An 18444-nucleotide genomic window follows, 5' to 3' on the forward strand; every position below is an offset into this window, starting at 1 on the left:
GGAAGTGTATCTGAACGACGGAAAGTGGTTAAAAAGTAGGCAATTTAAGATGTACCAATAGGTTTTTAATAGCATGGCGGCCTGGGTGCGGTACTTGCTGAGGTGCTATGAGAAATCCGGGCTAGTAGATTTTGTAAAACTATTGATCAATCGATATTTTTTATCCGCATATCGTTTGCCATAACGCTTCAAGTCACAAATATAAGGTGGAAGCTTTTTAACTCTATCGTAAAAGGCACTTCGCCCAACAGCTACAAACTTATCATCTGGATTTTCATTATTATGGACTAATATTAAATCCTTATAAAATTGATAAGTGGTCGCAACAGACCCCCTCACTCTTGTAAGATATTTCTTTTCGATTGCGTCCCAAAAAAAAGTATCATTTGAAAAAGATTTAAAATCACAAAAATTATTTTTTATAGCTCTCATATCAACCAAGCAAAGCAAATTTTTATCGGCACGATACTTTGCATTCCATCTAGCTACGCTTTGCCACCCAGGCTTTTTATCTATAACACCTTCACTATACATTTCATAGATAATTGGCTCTATATTCTTCTTCGTCCAGCCTCCATTAAGCCTTTTATTGACCAATTTTATTACTTTATACCTGAACAAAGCTTTATCGGCGTACTCCTCATCAAGATCATCTATTGTTATGAATGCCACATCCTCAATTTCATCACGGCTTTTTTTACTCGCTGTATGCGAGAAATCTATGCCTGCTAAAGACTCATCAAAAAAAGGATCTTCCAACATAAGTCACCTCATGCCCAAAGAAGCAAATCGTCACCAATTTCTTTTTCCAATATATTGGCCTTTAATTTCCCAGAGGCTATTAACGAAACCAGTGAGCGAATAACTCTAGGACGGAAACTAATTTCATATAGAGCACAAATTTCATGCATAAAAATGGGGGAGTGTCTTATTACAAGGCCATAAACACTATCATACAACTCACAATGGCTTTGAAAACCAGCGTAACGATGTAGCAGCTTAAAATTATTCAAGACTGGATACTTTCTGATTTGAAGCTCAGTTACTAAGCTCAGCTCGAAACCTAACTGGCATGCTGCTTCTTTTTTTGCCTGGAATTTTTGAACAAATTCTGGATGGAGGGTTTTACTATAGGGCTTGACCTCAATAAAGGCTATTTTTTGATTATTATTTATTATCTTAAAATCAGGAGTATAAGGATTAGTTTTCCCATGAATTGAGTAAGTAAAACCTATAGGCTGGGCGATGAAAGACTTAACTTGAGGGGAGTATTCAAAATGGTAGCAGGCATCAAATTCTAGGGAAGACTCTACAGTGTGAGCAGAAGCAGTTTTGAAGCTAGCAAATTTGTAGAGGTTCTTGACACGGGAATGACGGAGCTTACGCCTGTACATGACAACACCCCATTTCGTAGGTTTACTACAAAAATAGGTTATGTCATGAGAAACCGCAAATTATGTCATTTTAACCGGAATTTATGTCAAAACAGACCGGAAACGACACCAAAATGGAGGCGGCCCCAAAAGCCACATCCCGGCACACGCAGCCACCACTACCGTTGCTCCCTTCCGGGCCTGGCGGGGTTCGCAGTTTAGCGTTGCGGGAGGACCTAAGGGGCCACCATAACGGCACACGCGGTTGTTAAGTAAGTGTGCTAATGCTGATGTGGTGGCTACGCCCTGATTTGAACAGGGGACCCCATCATTATGAGTGATGTGCTCTAACCAGCTGAGCTACGTAGCCTTTCCTCATCAACGGGTGCAGATTATGCCTATCTTAACGATGAAAGGCAAGCCGGATTCCGGCTTGCCCTGCTAGTTAACAAAGCGTATCGAAATTGACTTATTGAATAGCAGTACGCACGGCCTCAGCACCAGGCTCGCCGTTGCGTGTGGTCACGCCGTCTAACCACTCGTCCAGCACGCCATCATTGGCCTTCAAGTAATCACGCGCGGCATCACGGGGGTCTTCGCCATCATCCATGATCGCGCTCATTAGCTGGTTTTCCATTTCCAGGGTAAACGTCATGTTGCGCAATAGCGTGCCCACATTTGGGCACTCCTCCACAAAACCTGCCCGGGTATTGGTGTGCACCGTGGCGCCGCCCAGATCTGGGCCAAAATAGTCATCGGCATCAGAAAGGTAGGCCATCTCAAAGTTGGAGTTCATGGGATGCGGCTCCCAGCCCAAAAACACCATCCACTGCTCGTTGGGTACTCGGGCGCGCAGTTCTGCCAGCATTCCCGCTTCGCTGGAATCGATTACCTGCCAATCGCCAAGGCCATAAGCGTCATCATCGATCATCTGCTCGATCATCTCGTTGCCGTCGTTACCCGCCTCGATACCATGCAAGCTGCGATCAAACTGGTCGGCATGCTCCGCTAAATCGTTAACCGATGTCACGCCAGCATCGTAAACATACTGGGGCACTGCGAGGGTGTACTTCGCCCCTTCCAGGTTAGCCACCAAGCGCTCAACCTCGCCACGCTCGATATAGGGGTCGCTGATGGAAGCCATCGAAGGCATCCAGTTACCCAAGAAAACATCAAAATCATTGTTGCGCATGCCTGCGTAGGCGATCGGCACGGAAACCGTATCCACGCTTGGCTCGTAACCAAGCCCTTCAAGTACTTCACTGGCTAGCGCCGTCGTCGCGGTGATGTCCGTCCAGCCCACTTCTGCAAAGCGCACGCTGCTGCACTCGTCGGCGTAAGCCACCGCTGGTAGGCCTGCTGCCAGCAATAAAGCACCTGCGTAGCGTGAAGAAGTTCTGCTCATGATCGTGGTTCCCCTTAAACGTCTGCTGCGAACACTCATTGATGGCTAAGGTCGCATCCAGTGTAAATGTCGGCGCCTTTTTATTGATTGAACGTTCAATAAAAAAATGCCATCATGGTTAGGTAATCATGCCTGCGCCTGGGTTTCAAGCACCTACCCAAGTTAGGCATTCAACGAATTAGGAGAACGCTGTGCCAAAGGTGGGAATGGAACCGATACGCCGCCAGCAGTTGATCAACGCGACCATGGTAGCCATTGACGAAGTCGGTCTGGCAGAAGCCACCGTCATGCGTATTGCACGTCATGCGGGCGTTTCAGCGGGTATTATCAGTCACTATTTTGGCGGGAAGGATGGGCTGCTTGAGGCCACCATGCGGCAAATTCTGACCGATCTTACCAAGGCCGTGGCAGTGCGCCGCCATGCGCTGGAAGACGACGCCCCGGGTGCTCATATCGGTGCCATTATCGAGGGCAACTTTGACCGCACCCAGGTCACCGGCCCAGCCGCCAAGACCTGGTTAGCCTTCTGGGCCAGCAGCATGCATAAACCCATGCTACAGCGGTTGCAAAACGTCAATGATCGCCGCCTTTACAGCAATTTATGTCACCAGTTTAAACGCGTCATGCCCCCTACCGAGGCCCGTAACGCGGCCCGCGGCTTGGCGGCCATGATTGATGGCTTATGGCTGCGCGGCGCCCTGACGCCTGAAGGTCTTGACGCGGCAGAAGCTCGCCACCTTGCGCACACCTATCTCGACCAGCTTTTTGCTCATCATGGATGCACTACGAAAGCATCCAACATTTACCGTTAATTTTCTTATTCATGGAGACCGACATGGCCGCTCAAAACGTACAGCCACTCTATATTGATGGTCGCCAGGTAGACGCCACATCAGGCGACACCTTTACAGTCACCAACCCTTTTGATGGCAGCCTACTGGCCACGATTGGTCAAGCCAGCCAAGCGGATGTCGATACGGCCGTAGAAGCTGCTCAGCGGGGCCAGCGAGAATGGGCTGCAATGACCGGCATGGAGCGCTCGCGCATCCTATTGCGCGCCGTTGCGCTATTGAGAGAGCGCAATAACGAGCTTGCGGAGCTTGAAACCCGCAATACCGGCAAGCCGATCAGCGAAACGGCTAGCGTCGATATCGTCACCGGCGCAGATGCGCTCGAGTACTACGCTGGCCTAGCGCCTGCTATTCAAGGCAGCCAGATTCCCCTACGCGACAGCTCTTTCGTGTATACCCGCCGCGAGCCGCTAGGCGTAATTGGTGCGATTGGCGCCTGGAACTACCCCATTCAAATCGCCTGTTGGAAAGCCGCCCCGGCACTGGCCGCAGGCAACGCGGTGGTGTTCAAGCCCAGTGAAGTCACGCCACTCACCGTGATGAAACTGGCGGAAATCTTTACCGAAGCTGGCCTGCCCAACGGTGTCTTTAACGTGGTACAGGGCGATGGCCGCGTAGGCGCCATGCTCACTGAGCACCCCGGAATCGCCAAGGTATCGTTCACCGGCGAAGCGGGAACCGGCAAGAAAGTCATGGCCGCCGCCGCTAGCTCGACGCTAAAAGACGTCACCATGGAACTAGGTGGCAAATCGCCGCTGCTGGTCTTTGCAGATGCTGACCTTGATCGCGCTGCAGACGCCGCCATGATGGCCAACTTCTACTCCAGCGGCCAAATTTGCACCAACGGAACGCGGGTATTTGTTGAGCGCAGCGTAAAAGACGCCTTTGAAGCTAAGCTGGTAGAACGCGTCAAGCGCATCAAAGCAGGCGACCCGATGGATCCCAGCGTCAACTTCGGCCCGCTGGTTAGCTTTGAACATCAAGAGAAAGTGCTTTCGTATATTGCTCTGGGCAAGGAGCAAGGCGCTCGCCTGCTCGTAGGCGGCGACGATTGGAACACTGGCAGCTTTGCCGATGGCGCCTGGGCAGCGCCTACCGTGTTCACCGACTGTACCGACGAAATGCGCATCGTGCGTGAAGAGATCTTCGGCCCAGTAATGTCGGTACTCGCCTTTGATGACGAAGCAGAAGTCATTCGCCGTGCCAACGACACCACCTATGGCCTTGCCGCCGGTGTCTTCAGCGAAAGTTTGAACCGCGCCCACCGTGTCATTCACCAGTTGGAAGCGGGTATCTGCTGGATCAACACCTGGGGCGAGTCTCCCTCCGAGATGCCGGTAGGCGGTTACAAAGAGTCGGGTATTGGTCGTGAGAATGGTATCGAGACGCTTAATCACTATACCCAAACCAAGTCAGTTCAAATCGAGATGGGGCCTTTTGAGTCAGTTTTTTAAATCAAAGCACCATTTTTTGCGCACTAACTGACCAGGGCGCTGGGGGTGGCTTGTAGCGAGGGTCTTTTCCCATGGATGGGAAAAGTAGCGCCCAGGGATGGGTTCACAGCGCCCTCGCGTAAAGCTACCGCCAGGAAGCCCCGCCCCATCTTCAGCCTCGGTAATTCACTATGTCTCAACCACGCGAATTTGATTACATCATTATCGGCGCAGGCTCAGCGGGCAACGTGCTCGCTACCCGCCTCACCGAAGACAGCAGCGTCAGCGTACTGCTGTTAGAAGCGGGCGGGCCGGATTATCGCTTCGATTTCCGCACCCAAATGCCCGCTGCCCTGGCATTTCCGCTACAGGGCAAGCGCTACAACTGGGCGTTTGAAACCGACCCCGAGCCGTATATGGATGGTCGCCGTATGGAGTGTGGCCGCGGCAAAGGCCTGGGCGGCTCCTCGCTAATTAATGGTATGTGCTATATCCGCGGCAATGCGCTTGATTACGACAACTGGGCCAAGCAGCCCGGCCTCGAAGACTGGGACTACTTAAGCTGCCTGCCCTACTTCAAAAAGTGCGAAACCCGCGACACTGGCGCCAATAGCTATCACGGCGGCGATGGCCCGGTCAGCGTGACCACGCCAAAGTCCACTAACAACCCGCTCTATCGCACCTTTATTGAAGCTGGTAAACAGGCAGGCTACCCAGAGACTGAAGACGTCAACGGCTACCAGCAAGAGGGCTTCGGCCCCATGGACCGTTTTGTAACGCCCAAAGGCCGCCGCGCCTCCACGGCCCGGGGCTACCTGGACACCGCCAAGAAGCGCCATAACCTTACTATCGAAACACATGCCGTTACCGATGTGATTGAGTTTGAAGGTAAACGCGCCGTTGGTGTTCGCTATGAACAAAAAGGCGAAAAACACCAGGCCTACGTACGCCGCGAAGTGTTGCTATGCGGTGGCGCTATCGCCTCGCCGCAGATTTTGCAGCGCTCAGGCATTGGCAATCCAGAACTGCTGAACGAACTTAATATCGAGACGGTTCACGCCCTGCCCGGCGTGGGTGAAAACCTCCAGGACCACCTGGAAATGTACATTCAGTACGAGTGCAAAGAACCCATCTCGCTCTACCCAGCCTTGAAGTGGTACAACCAGCCCAAGATCGGTGCCGAATGGCTGTTCAATGGCACCGGCGTTGGCGCCAGCAACCAGTTTGAATCCTGTGGCTTTATCCGCAGCCGGGATGAAGAGGAGTGGCCCAATCTTCAGTACCACTTCCTTCCCATCGCCATCAGCTACAACGGCAAGAGCGCGGTGCAGGCCCACGGTTTCCAGGCCCACGTCGGCTCGATGCGCTCTGAAAGTCGCGGTCGTATCCGCCTGACGTCAAAAGATCCACACGCGGCGCCCAGCATCCTGTTTAACTACATGGCCAAAGAGAAAGACTGGCAAGAGTTCCGTGATGCGATCCGCCTGACTCGCGATATCATCGCCCAGCCAGCCTTTGAGAAGTACCGCGGTCGTGAAATAGCGCCGGGGCCAGACGTACAGTCCGACGCCGAACTCGACGCCTTCGTCAAACAGCATGCCGAAACCGCCTATCACCCCTGCGGCAGTTGCCGCATGGGCGAAGGCGAGATGGCCGTTACCGACGGCCAGGGGCGCGTGCATGGTATTGAAGGCCTTCGCGTCGTAGATGCCTCACTGTTCCCGGTGATTCCTACCGGCAACCTGAATGCCCCCACCATCATGCTGGCGGAAAAGATCGCCGACCGCATCAAGGGTAACGAGCCGCTGCCCCGGTCGAGTGTGGACTACTACGTCGCCAACGGCGCGCCTGCCAAACGCGCCTGAACATTCCCTCTGTTCGCCTCTCAACATGCCATGGCTTCACGCCATGGCATTTTTTTATATCTAACAAGGCATCCGGGTGTAAACATACCTAAAGGCTTGCATAAAACCGCGCCTATCTGCCAATATTCAAACAAGTGTTCGATTAACGCGCTCATTAACAACAGCAGGCTGTCGTTATAGGCCTGAAACAGAGAGAACTACTATGCTCACCCTACTCCTTATCGTGCTCGCCATTGGTGGCCTGCTCGTGGTCATGCGTCGCGAAGCAGGCGCCCCCGCGGCGCTTGTGGTACTTGGCGTATTGGGCCTTGTCGGCCTGCTGTTAGACGCTGAAGTGATCGGCGTTCTGCTATTGATTGGCGCCGCCGCTGTCGCCGTGGCAGGCCTGCCCGTCTTGCGTCGCAAATGGCTGACGCCGCGCCTATTCGCCACCTTTAAAAAAGTGGCGCCCAAAGTATCCGCCACCGAGCGCACGGCCCTGGAAGCAGGCAGCGTCTCTTGGGACGGTGAGCTATTTTCGGGCAAACCCCAGTGGGAAAAGCTGCTCGCCTTTAAAGACGAAGGCCTGCGCGACGATGAAAAAGCCTTCTTAGCCAATCAGTGTGCCAAAGCCGCTGGCATGTGTAACGCCTGGGATATCGCCCAAGAGCGCGCCGACCTGCCCCAGCAGCTTTGGGACTACCTGAAAAAAGAGGGCTTCTTCGGCATGATCATTCCGAAGGAGTACGGCGGCCTGGGCTTCTCTGCCAAAGCCCAGTCGATGGTGCTGCAAAAACTCTCGGCCAACGAAACCCTAATGGTTACCGTGGGCGTACCCAACTCTCTCGGCCCTGGCGAGCTGCTGCTGAAATACGGCACCCAAGAGCAGAAAGATCACTACCTACCGCGCCTTTCCGATGGACGTGAAATTCCCTGCTTTGGCCTCACCGGCCCGCGGGCAGGTTCTGACGCCACCTCACTTCCCGATACCGGCGTGGTGTGTAAGCAAACCATCAACGGCGAAGAAGTACTTGGCCTGCGCCTTAACTTCGAAAAACGCTGGATCACACTGGCGCCTATCGCCACTGTGGTCGGTCTTGCCTTCCGTCTTTTTGACCCGGAAAAACTGCTGGGTGACGAAGAGGATCGCGGCATTACCCTCGCGCTGATCCCTCGTGATACCGCCGGTATGGAAATTGGCCGCCGTCACCACCCCATCGGCAGCCCGTTTATGAATGGCCCTATTATCGGTAACGATGTTTTTGTACCGCTAGACACGATCATTGGTGGCCCGGACATGATCGGCCAAGGCTGGCGGATGCTGGTCGAGTGTCTCTCGATCGGCCGCTGCATCACGCTACCCTCCGGCGCTACTGGTACCGCACGCTACGCCTTGGGTTGGAGCGGCGGCTTCACTCGCGTACGTCGCCAGTTCAACGTGCCGGTGGCCGAAATGGAAGGTGTGCAAGAGCCCCTTGCTCGCATGGCGGCGCTTGCCTATATCTCCCAGGCCACCGTGTATCAAACTGCCAACATGATCGACCATGGCGAAAAGCCTGCGGTGCCCTCGGCCATCCTGAAAAGCCAGCTGACCGAGTTCCAGCGCGTGCTGCTTAGCGACGCCATGGACGTTCACGGCGGCAAGGCGGTGACCCTTGGCCCACGTAACTACCTCGGTATCGGCTACAGCGCCAACCCAGTGGCGATTACCGTGGAAGGCGCCAACATCATGACCCGCAACCTGATGATCTTTGGTCAGGGTGCTATCCGCTGCCATCCCTACGTGCTGGACGAGCTGGCGGCGAAAGACGCCAATGATATGCAGGCGTTTGATAAAGCCTTCTTCGGCCACGCGGGCTTAATCTTTGGTAACGCGGCCCGCGCCTTTACTTTGGGCTTTGGCATCGGCAAAGCCAGCGTGCCCTTCGATGGCCCCGCCACCGTCTATGCTCAGGATATTGCCCGTCTCTCCGCTGGCTTTGGCCTGTGCGCCGACGCCGCCATGGCAAGCCTGGGTTCAGCGCTCAAGAAACGCGAAATGATCTCTGCGCGGCTGGGAGATGTGCTGTCTAATCTTTACCTAACTTCGATGGTGCTCAAGCAGTGGCAAGCGGGCAGTAAAGTAGAAGGTGAGGAAGCACTACTGCATTACAGCTGTCGTTTCCTGCTTCAGCGTGCAGAACAGGCGTTTGTGGAGATTTTCGATAATCTACCCAACCGCGCCCTGGGTAAAACCCTCAACGCCGTAGTGATGCCGACCGGCCGCCGCTGGAACAAGCCTCACGACGACCTGGCGCGGGACATCGCCAAGCGAATCTCCACCCACAGCGCCCTACGCACGAAGCTGCTGGAAAATACCTGGGATACAGACGACGGCGAACAGCGCAACCCGCTGGCGCGCTACAACGCTTTGTTGGTCGATTATGACCGCGCCGAAGCGATCTACCGCACATTGAACAAGGCATATGCCAAAGGCGAACTCCCGCAAACGGCGCTGCATCCAGAGGCACGTGTAGAGGCCGGTCTGGAAAAAGGTCTGATCAATGAAGAAGATGCCGACTTCATGCGCACCTTTGAGGCCGAGGTTCTGGAAATGCTCACCGTGGATGATTTTGCCTACGACGCATTTGCCAAGAACAAGTCCACGCTGATCGATCACAACGGCAAAACAACATCTGCACCACAGCAGGAAGAAGAAAACGTTAAGTAACCACTTATTGTTCAGTAAGTTACTGATAGGGATAGCCGACTACTGCGCGACAGTAGTCGGCTTTTTTGTGTTCGCTTTCTACGCCTAAATGCCTAGTCCTATCGCCCAAAAACGCGTTGCAAGTTCGCAAGTGATCAACTAGCCTTTCGTAAACGAAAGCGGCCTCACCTATTTTGTCGCCTTTCTAATAGCATGCTCCAATAACAATGACGCTAGCGAGATCGGCATGTCCTTACATTTGCAAAATATCGATCACATCGTTAACGGTGTGCCTCATATCAGTGGAATAGACCTAGCGCTTGAGCCAGGCTCATTCAATGTGCTGCTAGGGCGGACGCTGGCCGGAAAAACCACTCTAATGCGTCTTATGGCGGGGCTTGAGCCCCCTACCCGCGGAAAGATCATCATGGATGGCAAGAACGTCACTAACGTTTCCGTGCGCAAGCGCAACGTCTCCATGGTGTACCAGCAGTTTATCAACTATCCCAGCCTCACCGTTTACGACAACATTGCGTCGCCACTGAAACTGGCCAAACACCCGAAAAGAGACATTGAGAAGCGAGTAGGCGAAATTGCTGAAATGCTGCATATCGAGCACCTGCTTAACCGCTACCCGCAAGAGCTTTCCGGCGGCCAACAGCAGCGCACCGCCATGGGGCGGGCCTTGATCAAAGATGCCGACTTAATTCTGTTTGATGAACCGCTGGTCAACCTGGATTACAAGCTCCGCGAAGAGCTGCGCGATGAGCTGCGTGATCTCTTCAAAGCACGCAACTGCATCGCGGTGTATGCCACCACCGAGCCCAATGAGGCGCTGGCGCTGGGTGGAAACACCGCGGTACTGCATGAAGGCAGATTGCTTCAGTATGGCCCTACCGAACAGGTTTACCGGGAGCCAAACGGCCGCTTCAGCGCCGAGATGTTCTCCGAGCCGCCAATTAACATTGTTCCCGGTCAGCTTACCGATACCGAAATCACTTTCGATCAAACGTTACACTTTCCCTGCGATGACAAGCTAAAGCGCTTAGAGCCGGGTGACTATGATTTTGGTGTCCGTGCTTCACACCTCACCCTGCAACCACAACGAGCCGATGACCTAGCGCTGGATGTCCATGTGGATGTAGCTGAAATCAGCGGTTCTGAAACCTTCCTGCATGTTCACCACGAGCGCTTCCCCTTAGTGCTGCACTTAGCAGGCATCCACCAGTTTAGTGTTAATGAACCCCTGAAGGTTTACTTCCCCACCCATCAACTTTACGCCTTCGACAAACAGGGACACACGGTTCATATTCCTGTAAGTCAAGGAGGAGCTGCCCATGGCTGAGATCACTTTAAAGGGTCTGGCGCACTCCTATGAAAAAACGCCCAAGGGTGCAGCGGATTACGCTATTCGGCAGATGGATCACGTGTGGCATCAAGGCGGTGCCTATGCGCTCTTGGGGCCATCGGGTTGCGGTAAATCGACGCTGCTCAATATCATTTCCGGCCTGCTTGAACCCTCAGAGGGTGACGTCCTTTTTGACGGTCAGCGAGTTAACGAACTCCCCCCCGAAGAGCGCAATATTGCCCAGGTTTTTCAGTTCCCTGTGATCTACGACACCATGACGGTGTTCGACAATCTCGCTTTTCCCCTGCGCAATATGAATACCCCTGAGTACCGGGTAAAACCCAAGGTACTCGAAGTCGCCGACATTCTTGAACTGACACCGCTGCTGGATCGCAAGGCCAAAAACCTGACCGCCGACGAGAAGCAGAAGGTCTCCATGGGGCGTGGGCTGGTGCGCGATGATGTGACAGCGATTCTATTTGATGAACCTCTCACCGTGATCGACCCCCAATTAAAGTGGAAACTGCGCCGCAAGCTCAAAGAGATTCACGAGCGCTTTAATATCACCATGATCTACGTCACTCACGACCAGTTGGAGGCGTCGACCTTCGCCGACAAAATAGCCGTGATGTATGACGGCCAAGTGGTGCAGTTCGGTACGCCCCGAGAGCTGTTTGAACGCCCGGCCCACACCTTTGTAGGCTATTTCATCGGTAGTCCCGGCATGAATTTCATGGCCGTCGAGTATCAAGATGAACAGGCCATGTTCGGCCACCAATCACTACCGGTCAGTGAACCGATCAAACGTGCCATTGCGCGTGCCAGCAGTAACAACATCAAGCTGGGTATCCGTCCCGAGTTTATTGACATTAGCGCAAGCCCAAGCGCTGAAAGCGTGCCCGTCGAGGTCATCAGTGTGCAGGATCTCGGCACTTACTCCCTGCTGACCTATAAGCTCAACGGACAAACCTTCAAGGCACGCCTTCCCGAAGGGCACTCACCCGTGGGAGAAGCGGCGTTTGCTGAGTTTGATACAGCAAAACTCGCCCTCTATATCGATGAATACCTCGTGGAGACCGGCCATGAATAACAAGGTACCCAACAACAAAGCGTGGCTGCTGGTGCTTCCCATGCTGGTATTGGTGGCGTTCTCCGCCATCATTCCACTGATGACCGTCGTCAACTACTCAGTGCAGGATGTGCTCGGCCCTAACGCCAGCTTTTTCACTGGCACCGAGTGGTTTAAAACCATGCTTAACGATGAGGCGCTACAAGCGGCGTTTCTGCGCCAGATTTCGTTCTCATTAATTATTCTGGCTATCCAGATTCCGCTGGGAATAGGGATTGCCCTGATCATGCCTAAACGGGGCTGGCAGGCCTCGGCGGTGTTGATATTAATTACCCTGCCATTGCTGATCCCTTGGAACGTCGTGGGCAGCATCTGGCAAATCTTTACCCGTGGCGATATTGGCTTAATGGGCTGGGGGCTGCGCGAACTGGGCATCAGCTACAATATCACCGGTGACGCCAGCGATGCCTGGGTAACCATCGTGCTGATGGATGTATGGCACTGGACCCCGCTGGTCGCCATGCTTTGCTACAGCGGCCTGCGCTCGATTCCTGAAGCCTACTATCAGGCTGCACGTATCGACCGTGCCTCCAAGTGGGCAGTGTTTCGCTATATCCAGTTGCCCAAGCTCACCAATGTGCTCGTTATTGCCGTCCTGCTGCGCTTCATGCACTCGTTCATGATCTACGCCGAGCCCTTCGTGTTGACCGGCGGCGGCCCTGGCAGCTCGACCACCTTCCTGAGCCAGTCGCTGGCCACCATGGCGATCGGCCAGCAGGACCTGGGCCCTTCTGCCGCGTTCTCGCTGATCTACTTCCTCGTAATCCTGCTGGTGAGCTGGGTGTTCTACACCACCATCATGCACATGCAGAAAGACAAGCCCCCGCATGGAGGTGCTTAACATGAGCTACCAACTCGAAAACACCCAGCGCGGTGAAAAGTACAACACGATTTTTAGCAAAGTTTCATCTGCCAAGCGGCGTAACCGCACTGCTCGGGCGCATTGGCGCTCGCGTATCCTGCTTGGCCTTTATCTGGCGCTGATGATTCTGCCCATTTACTGGCTGATCAATATGTCGCTCCAGACCAATAGCGAAATCCTTGGTTCTATGACGCTATGGCCCCAGAACCTTACCTTTGATAACTATATCGGCATCTTCACCAACTCAAGCTGGTACATGGGTTACGTCAACTCGATGCTCTATGTGGCGATGAATATGCTCATCACCATCTGCGTCGCGCTACCCGCCGCCTACGCCTTTAGCCGCTACACCTTTATTGGCGACAAGCACCTGTTCTTCTGGCTGCTGACCAACTTGATGGCTCCCCCCGCCGTCTTCCTGCTGCCCTACTTCCAGCTCTACTACTCAGTTGGTCTGTTCGACACCCATATTGCTGTCGCGCTGGCTCACTGCCTGTTCAACATCCCGCTGGCCATCTGGATTTTGGAAGGCTTTATGAGCAGCGTGCCTAAAGAGATCGACGAAACCGCTTATATCGACGGCTATAGCTTTCCACGCTTTTTCGTCAAGATCTTTATCCCCATGATCCGCTCCGGCATTGGCGTCACGCTGTTCTTCCTGTTCATGTTCTCTTGGGTAGAACTGCTGCTGGCCCGGACATTGACCGCCACCGACGCCCAGCCCATCGGCATGATCATGACGCGCACCTCGACAGCATCGGGAATTGACTGGGGCACCCTGGCCGCCGCCGGTGTACTGACCATTATTCCCGGCATTCTGGTGGTCTATTTCGTCCGTAACCATATTGCCAAGGGCTTTGCCCTGGGCCGTACCTGAGGAGATCTCGCTATGTCTTGGATGGTATGGACAGTACCCACCGCCATATTCTTTTCATCGATCGCTGCCATGTTGGCGGGGATGACAATCTGGGAGATTTTGTCGCCCACCATAGAGCGCAAAGGGTTTTTACCCATTGCCACCACTCGCGGAGACCGGCTATTTATCGGCCTGCTCTCGGCGGCCTTTATCCACCTGGGAGTGATCGGTTTCACCTCACTATCTATTTGGATTGCACTAGCAGTATCAGCCGTATGGCTACTGGTTTTAATGCGCTGGGGCTAGCCCTTGAGACAGCTTCTTGAGATAGCCCTTAACAAGTTGTTGAAAAAGCAATTCAGCGTTTATTCGGTATCAAGGACGGCCAAGCCATCAAGGAAGAACACAACAAAACGAGGTCACCATGCAAAAGCACGACAATAAATCCAAACGGACTAAGTTCAAACTGACAACCCTCGCCGCCAGCTTGCTGCTGGCATCGGGTACGCTGTCAGCGCAGGAAGAGGATGCCCGCGCCATTGCTGAACGCTTGGTCGATGAGCACTTCCAGAACTCTACGCTAAGCCGTGAAGAGCAGATCGAAGAACTGATGTGGTTTGCCAAGGCTGCCGAGCCTTTCCGTGACATGGACATTCAAACCGTGGCGGAAGGCCTCACTACTCACGTTTATGAAAGCGAAGTGTTAGCGGAAGCCTTTAGTGAGCTGACCGGTATCAATCTGACCCACAACATCATTGGTGAAGGCGATGTCGTAGATACCATGCAGAACCAGATGCAGTCGGGCAACAGCATCTATGACGGTTTCGTCAATGATACCGACTCCATTGGCACGCATATCCGCTACGGCACCACCATCAACCTCTCTGAAGCGATGGAGAACGAGTGGGCCGACTACACCCTGCCCACGCTAGACCTGGATGACTTCATCGGCCTGCAATACGGTACCGGCCCAGATGGCAGCATCTACCAACTACCGACTCAGCAGTTCGCCAACCTTTACTGGTTCCGCCATGATTGGTTCACTGACCCCGACCTGATGGCCCAGTTTAAGGAAATCTACGGCTACGAGCTCGGCGTACCAACCAACTGGACCGCTTACGAAGATATCGCCGAGTTCTTCACCGAGCATGTCGGCGAGATAGACGGCACCAAGATTTACGGTCACATGGATTACGGTCGTCGTGATCCGTCACTAGGTTGGCGTTTCCACGACTCCTGGCTCTCCATGGCGGGCATGGGCAGCCAAGGGGTTCCCTTCGGCAACCCGGTGGATGACTGGGGTATCCGCGTCAATGAAGATAGCCAGCCGGTAGGCGCCAACGTTAGCCGTGGCGGTGCTACCAACTCACCGGCCTCCGTGTTTGCGATGCAGAAAGCCGTCGACTGGCTACGCGATTACGCGCCTGAAGAAGCGCAGGGCATGACCTTTGGTGAAGCAGGCCCCGTGCCCGCGCAAGGCCATATTGCCCAGCAAATTTTCTGGTACACCGCGTTCACAGCTGACATGACCGACCCCTCCGTTGCCGTGACCGATGATGAAGGCAACCCGCTGTGGCGCATGGCTCCTTCCCCCACCGGCCCATACTGGGAAGAGGGTATGAAGGTTGGCTACCAGGACGTAGGAGCATGGACATTCTTTGACTCAACGCCCGAAGACCGCCGCACCGCCGCCTGGCTGTTTGCCCAGTTCACCGTGGCAAAAACCACCTCGCTGGAAAAACTCATGCATGGTTTAACGCCGATTCGTGAGTCTGACATTTTCTCTGAGCAGATGACCGAAATGGCACCCAAGCTGGGTGGCCTGGTGGAGTTCTACCGCAGCCCCAACGAGTCCAACTGGACACCGACCGGTACGAACGTACCTGACTATCCGCGCATGGCACCACTGTGGTGGCAGAACCTTGCACCGGTCATGAGTGGTGAAGTCACACCCCAGGAAGGTCTCGACAAGCTAGCAGCAGACCTGGACAGCACCATGAACCGTTTGGCCCGCGCTAACGTCTTCGACAGCTACGCGCCTGTACTTAACGAAGAGCAGGACCCACAGGTCTGGCTGGATCAGGAAGGCGCCCCGAAAGCCAAGCTGGATAACGAAATGCCGCAAGGCACCACCGTTCCTTACGATGAAATGATGGAAGCCTGGATGGCCGCCGGTACGCGCCAAGAATAACTAAGCTTAATAACTAAGTTTAGGAAAACTACGCGTCAAAGCTTGCAGGGCGGGCAGTCGCCCGCCCTGCCAAGGGTTTCATTGGCGGTATGCCAGAGCAAAAGAGAGAACACCCACTGCAACCGGGCTATTGATTGGTTAATTGGATCCGCTATGAAACTGCGAAATAGAAACATTGAAAAGTTACCTAACGAAACCTTTGATGCTCTGATTATCGGCGGCGGCATCAATGGCGCGGCCACCGCAGCAGCGCTGGCGGGTAAAGGCGCAAAAGTTGCACTAATTGACCGCGGTGACTTCGCCGGCAGTACCAGCATGCACTCCTCCAACCTGGTATGGGGAGGCATCAAATACATGGAAAGCAAGGATTTTGCACTGGTTCGCAAACTATGCAAAAGCCGCAATCACCTGATCAAGAGTTACCCTTCCACGGTGCAGGAGATCCGTTTCCTGACCACAATTTCAAAAGGCTTCCGCCACTCTCCACGCTACCTGTGGGCGGGCACCTGGCTTTACTGGCTGATGGGCAACGGCTTCACCAAACTGCCGCGCCTGCTCTCGCCGAATAAAATCAAGCAGGAAGAGCCCATCATCGATATTGAGGGGGCCGTTGGCGGTTTCGAATATTCCGACGCCTACCTGCACGATAATGACGCTCGATTTGTCTTCAACTTTGTTCGCCAAGCGCTTAACTATGGGGCGATTGCCGCCAACTACGTCGAATCACTTGGCGCCGAGCGCCAGGATGGCCTATGGGTGACCAAGGCACGCAACGTGATGGATGGCAGCACCTTCGATATACGCGCCAAGGTACTCATCAATGCGGCCGGCCCGTGGGTGGATCAGCATAATGAGCTGACCGGCCAAAAAACCACTCACCACCACCTCTACTCCAAAGGTATTCACCTCATCGTTCCGCAATTAACGGATTCCCAGCGGGTGCTGGCGTTTTTTGCTGACGATGGCAGATTATTCTTTGTCATTCCCATGGGAAACCGTACCTGCATCGGGACGACCGATACCCATATGGAGCACCCGGAGGTGGAGGTTACCGCTGACGATATCGCCTTTGTGCTGGAAAATATCAACAAGCGTCTGACCCTGACCAAGCCATTGAGCCAAGACGATATTATTTCTACCCGCTGCGGCGTACGGCCGTTAGCGATCAAGGATGATCAAGGCAACGATCGCGACTTCCTGCAGCTATCACGCAAGCATGTAGTCGATACCAATGCCGAAAGTGCACATATCAGTATCTTTGGCGGCAAACTGACCGATTGCTTGAATGTGGGGGATGAAATTGCCGAAGAGATCAGCCAGTTGGGCGTTACCCTCACAGACCCTAAATTCCACTGGTACGGCGAACCACCCAACCCCGTCAAGCAGCAGTTTATGGATCAGGCCAAGCGCATGAACCTGGATGCCATGACCGCCCAGACCTCATCTGAGCTGCTCTCCACACGGCTCTGGCGACGTTATGCCGACCAGGCTATTCAGATGTTGGAGAAAATCCGCCAGGATCCTGCCCAGGGTGAAATTCTAATCGAGGGCACTGAGTACATTCGCTGTGAGCTTGAGCATGCCCGCGATCACGAAATGATCACTCAGCTTGAAGACTTTCTACGCCGTCGTGCCAAGGTCTCGCTGGTTGTGCCCCATGAGCAGTTGCGCCATTCAAACGGTCTGAAAGAAGCCTGCCGGGTATTATTTGGCGACGATGCAGATGAACGTTTTAACAGTTACTTTGAACAACACCGGGACACATCGCTGCCTTTTACACCCGTAGCCAATGCTTAATCGTTGATAAAACTAAAAAGCCCCCTTATATCAATAAGGGGGCTAAGGGTTATTTAAGCAATTGTTCTATTTTACTCTTCATCTTCAATACGAAGTTGAGAGTCTCCCGCGAGCACTTCATCCCAGGCTTCTTCCAGTGTGTAGCCTGAACGACTATCCACCGTGTCGATAACCTCAACCGCATGTTGCAGTGACTCACGATTACCCTTCAGCGCCACAACCAACCTGGCGAGATCTTGCTTGCTGAAGGAGCTGGCGATGCTATTGGCTTGTTGGCTCAGTTCGATGCAGTTCATTAGTACTACCTCATGGTATGGTCATCCGCTGCCTAACCGCCAATCGGTTTAAAAGCAGCCATCTTAATTAACGACGTATGGTGACGTTGCTACTCATGCTGGGCCGGATAAGTGCCCAGTTCGGTAACTGCGAAACGGTCACAAGCGTTACAAGACCTTCGCCCTTTAGCGCTAGGGTAATACTGAAGCGCTATCGTTCTGTAGCAGGGATTAGTTCAGTGATTCGGGATAACGAGTCACCTTCCTGATCCATGACCTCACTATGGGCTACAGCAGGAAAGCTCACAATGCGTCATTGGCCGCAGGCATGGTTGTAACTCGACTACATAAACGCTCAATAAGCGTTAATGGTGTTAAAGACTTTCATGAG

General features: G+C 53.8%; 15 protein-coding genes, 1 tRNA gene and 1 other RNA gene. 11 read left to right on the top strand and 6 right to left on the bottom strand.

The window, feature by feature from the left end; translation table 11 throughout:
- Nucleotides 1-105: 105 nt before the first annotated feature.
- From V8L71_RS16905 to V8L71_RS16925, 5 genes are all read right to left on the bottom strand, one after another.
- Complete coding sequence (locus tag V8L71_RS16905) at nt 106-762, bottom strand: hypothetical protein (protein WP_336274870.1); 657 nt, start codon at nt 760-762, stop codon at nt 106-108.
- Nucleotides 763-770: 8 nt separating this feature from the next.
- Nucleotides 771-1394, bottom strand: coding sequence for a TnsA endonuclease N-terminal domain-containing protein (locus V8L71_RS16910; protein WP_336274871.1), 624 nt, complete (start codon nt 1392-1394; stop codon nt 771-773).
- Between the two features lie 123 nt (nt 1395-1517).
- Nucleotides 1518-1614, bottom strand: an RNA gene (gene ffs / locus V8L71_RS16915) — signal recognition particle sRNA small type.
- Nucleotides 1615-1666: 52 nt separating this feature from the next.
- Nucleotides 1667-1743: transfer RNA gene (locus tag V8L71_RS16920), tRNA-Met, on the bottom strand.
- A gap of 99 nt (nt 1744-1842) precedes the next feature.
- Complete coding sequence (locus V8L71_RS16925) at nt 1843-2778, bottom strand: choline ABC transporter substrate-binding protein (RefSeq protein WP_008956649.1); 936 nt, start codon at nt 2776-2778, stop codon at nt 1843-1845.
- Nucleotides 2779-2969: 191 nt separating this feature from the next.
- On the opposite strand from V8L71_RS16925, the gene betI reads away from it, so the two are divergent.
- The 11 genes from betI (at nt 2970) to V8L71_RS16980 (ending at nt 17778) form a co-directional block, all read left to right on the top strand.
- The gene (gene betI / locus V8L71_RS16930; protein ID WP_336274872.1) at nt 2970-3590 is read left to right on the top strand and encodes a transcriptional regulator BetI; all 621 of its coding nucleotides are present in this window, start codon (nt 2970-2972) and stop codon (nt 3588-3590) included.
- 23 nt (nt 3591-3613) lie between these two features.
- Nucleotides 3614-5083 carry a betaine-aldehyde dehydrogenase gene (betB, locus tag V8L71_RS16935; protein ID WP_336274873.1) on the top strand — a complete coding sequence of 490 codons (1470 nt, stop codon included), beginning with the start codon at nt 3614-3616 and terminating at the stop codon, nt 5081-5083.
- A 170-nt stretch (nt 5084-5253) separates the two neighbouring features.
- Entirely contained in the window at nt 5254-6927 is a 1674-nt protein-coding gene (gene betA / locus V8L71_RS16940) for a choline dehydrogenase (protein ID WP_336274874.1), read from the top strand.
- Between the two features lie 202 nt (nt 6928-7129).
- The gene (locus tag V8L71_RS16945; protein ID WP_336274875.1) at nt 7130-9616 is read left to right on the top strand and encodes an acyl-CoA dehydrogenase; all 2487 of its coding nucleotides are present in this window, start codon (nt 7130-7132) and stop codon (nt 9614-9616) included.
- 226 nt (nt 9617-9842) lie between these two features.
- A complete protein-coding gene (locus V8L71_RS16950) occupies nt 9843-10940 on the top strand; it encodes an ABC transporter ATP-binding protein (RefSeq protein WP_335597258.1) in 1098 nt (365 codons plus the stop codon).
- Nucleotides 10933-12033 (top strand): ABC transporter ATP-binding protein, encoded by a 1101-nt coding sequence (locus V8L71_RS16955; protein WP_336274876.1) that lies wholly within the window; start codon nt 10933-10935, stop codon nt 12031-12033. Before V8L71_RS16950 ends, V8L71_RS16955 begins: the two co-directional genes overlap by 8 nt.
- Nucleotides 12026-12913 carry a carbohydrate ABC transporter permease gene (locus V8L71_RS16960; RefSeq protein WP_101145344.1) on the top strand — a complete coding sequence of 296 codons (888 nt, stop codon included), beginning with the start codon at nt 12026-12028 and terminating at the stop codon, nt 12911-12913. The genes V8L71_RS16955 and V8L71_RS16960 overlap by 8 nt, the downstream gene beginning before the upstream one ends.
- A 1-nt stretch (nt 12914) precedes the next feature.
- On the top strand, nt 12915-13811 hold the full coding sequence (locus tag V8L71_RS16965) for a carbohydrate ABC transporter permease (protein ID WP_335597256.1): 897 nt from the start codon (nt 12915-12917) through the stop codon (nt 13809-13811).
- A gap of 12 nt (nt 13812-13823) precedes the next feature.
- A complete protein-coding gene (locus V8L71_RS16970) occupies nt 13824-14096 on the top strand; it encodes a DUF2160 domain-containing protein (RefSeq protein ID WP_035563634.1) in 273 nt (90 codons plus the stop codon).
- A gap of 118 nt (nt 14097-14214) precedes the next feature.
- Nucleotides 14215-15981, top strand: a complete 1767-nt coding sequence (locus tag V8L71_RS16975; RefSeq protein WP_336274877.1) for an ABC transporter substrate-binding protein — start codon at nt 14215-14217, stop codon at nt 15979-15981.
- Between the two features lie 153 nt (nt 15982-16134).
- Nucleotides 16135-17778 carry a glycerol-3-phosphate dehydrogenase/oxidase gene (locus V8L71_RS16980; RefSeq protein WP_176303500.1) on the top strand — a complete coding sequence of 548 codons (1644 nt, stop codon included), beginning with the start codon at nt 16135-16137 and terminating at the stop codon, nt 17776-17778.
- Between the two features lie 71 nt (nt 17779-17849).
- Here the strand turns inward: V8L71_RS16980 and V8L71_RS16985 are convergent, their stop codons facing one another.
- Entirely contained in the window at nt 17850-18074 is a 225-nt protein-coding gene (locus V8L71_RS16985; RefSeq protein ID WP_101145347.1) for a hypothetical protein, read from the bottom strand.
- Nucleotides 18075-18444: the final 370 nt, after the last annotated feature.

This window comes from Vreelandella indica (assembly GCF_037070225.1).
Taxonomy (GTDB): domain Bacteria; phylum Pseudomonadota; class Gammaproteobacteria; order Pseudomonadales; family Halomonadaceae; genus Vreelandella; species Vreelandella arctica.

Excerpts from the sequence above, each read along its gene's own strand:
- V8L71_RS16905 (WP_336274870.1), bottom strand. The coding sequence starts at position 762 with ATGTTGGAAGATCCTTTTTTTGATGAGTCTTTAGCAGGCATAGATTTC.
- V8L71_RS16910 (WP_336274871.1), bottom strand. The coding sequence starts at position 1,394 with ATGTACAGGCGTAAGCTCCGTCATTCCCGTGTCAAGAACCTCTACAAA.
- V8L71_RS16925 (WP_008956649.1), bottom strand. The coding sequence starts at position 2,778 with ATGAGCAGAACTTCTTCACGCTACGCAGGTGCTTTATTGCTGGCAGCA.
- betB (WP_336274873.1), top strand. The coding sequence starts at position 3,614 with ATGGCCGCTCAAAACGTACAGCCACTCTATATTGATGGTCGCCAGGTA.
- betA (WP_336274874.1), top strand. The coding sequence starts at position 5,254 with ATGTCTCAACCACGCGAATTTGATTACATCATTATCGGCGCAGGCTCA.
- V8L71_RS16945 (WP_336274875.1), top strand. The coding sequence starts at position 7,130 with ATGCTCACCCTACTCCTTATCGTGCTCGCCATTGGTGGCCTGCTCGTG.
- V8L71_RS16950 (WP_335597258.1), top strand. The coding sequence starts at position 9,843 with ATGTCCTTACATTTGCAAAATATCGATCACATCGTTAACGGTGTGCCT.
- V8L71_RS16955 (WP_336274876.1), top strand. The coding sequence starts at position 10,933 with ATGGCTGAGATCACTTTAAAGGGTCTGGCGCACTCCTATGAAAAAACG.
- V8L71_RS16960 (WP_101145344.1), top strand. The coding sequence starts at position 12,026 with ATGAATAACAAGGTACCCAACAACAAAGCGTGGCTGCTGGTGCTTCCC.
- V8L71_RS16965 (WP_335597256.1), top strand. The coding sequence starts at position 12,915 with ATGAGCTACCAACTCGAAAACACCCAGCGCGGTGAAAAGTACAACACG.
- V8L71_RS16970 (WP_035563634.1), top strand. The coding sequence starts at position 13,824 with ATGTCTTGGATGGTATGGACAGTACCCACCGCCATATTCTTTTCATCG.
- V8L71_RS16975 (WP_336274877.1), top strand. The coding sequence starts at position 14,215 with ATGCAAAAGCACGACAATAAATCCAAACGGACTAAGTTCAAACTGACA.
- V8L71_RS16980 (WP_176303500.1), top strand. The coding sequence starts at position 16,135 with ATGAAACTGCGAAATAGAAACATTGAAAAGTTACCTAACGAAACCTTT.
- V8L71_RS16985 (WP_101145347.1), bottom strand. The coding sequence starts at position 18,074 with ATGAACTGCATCGAACTGAGCCAACAAGCCAATAGCATCGCCAGCTCC.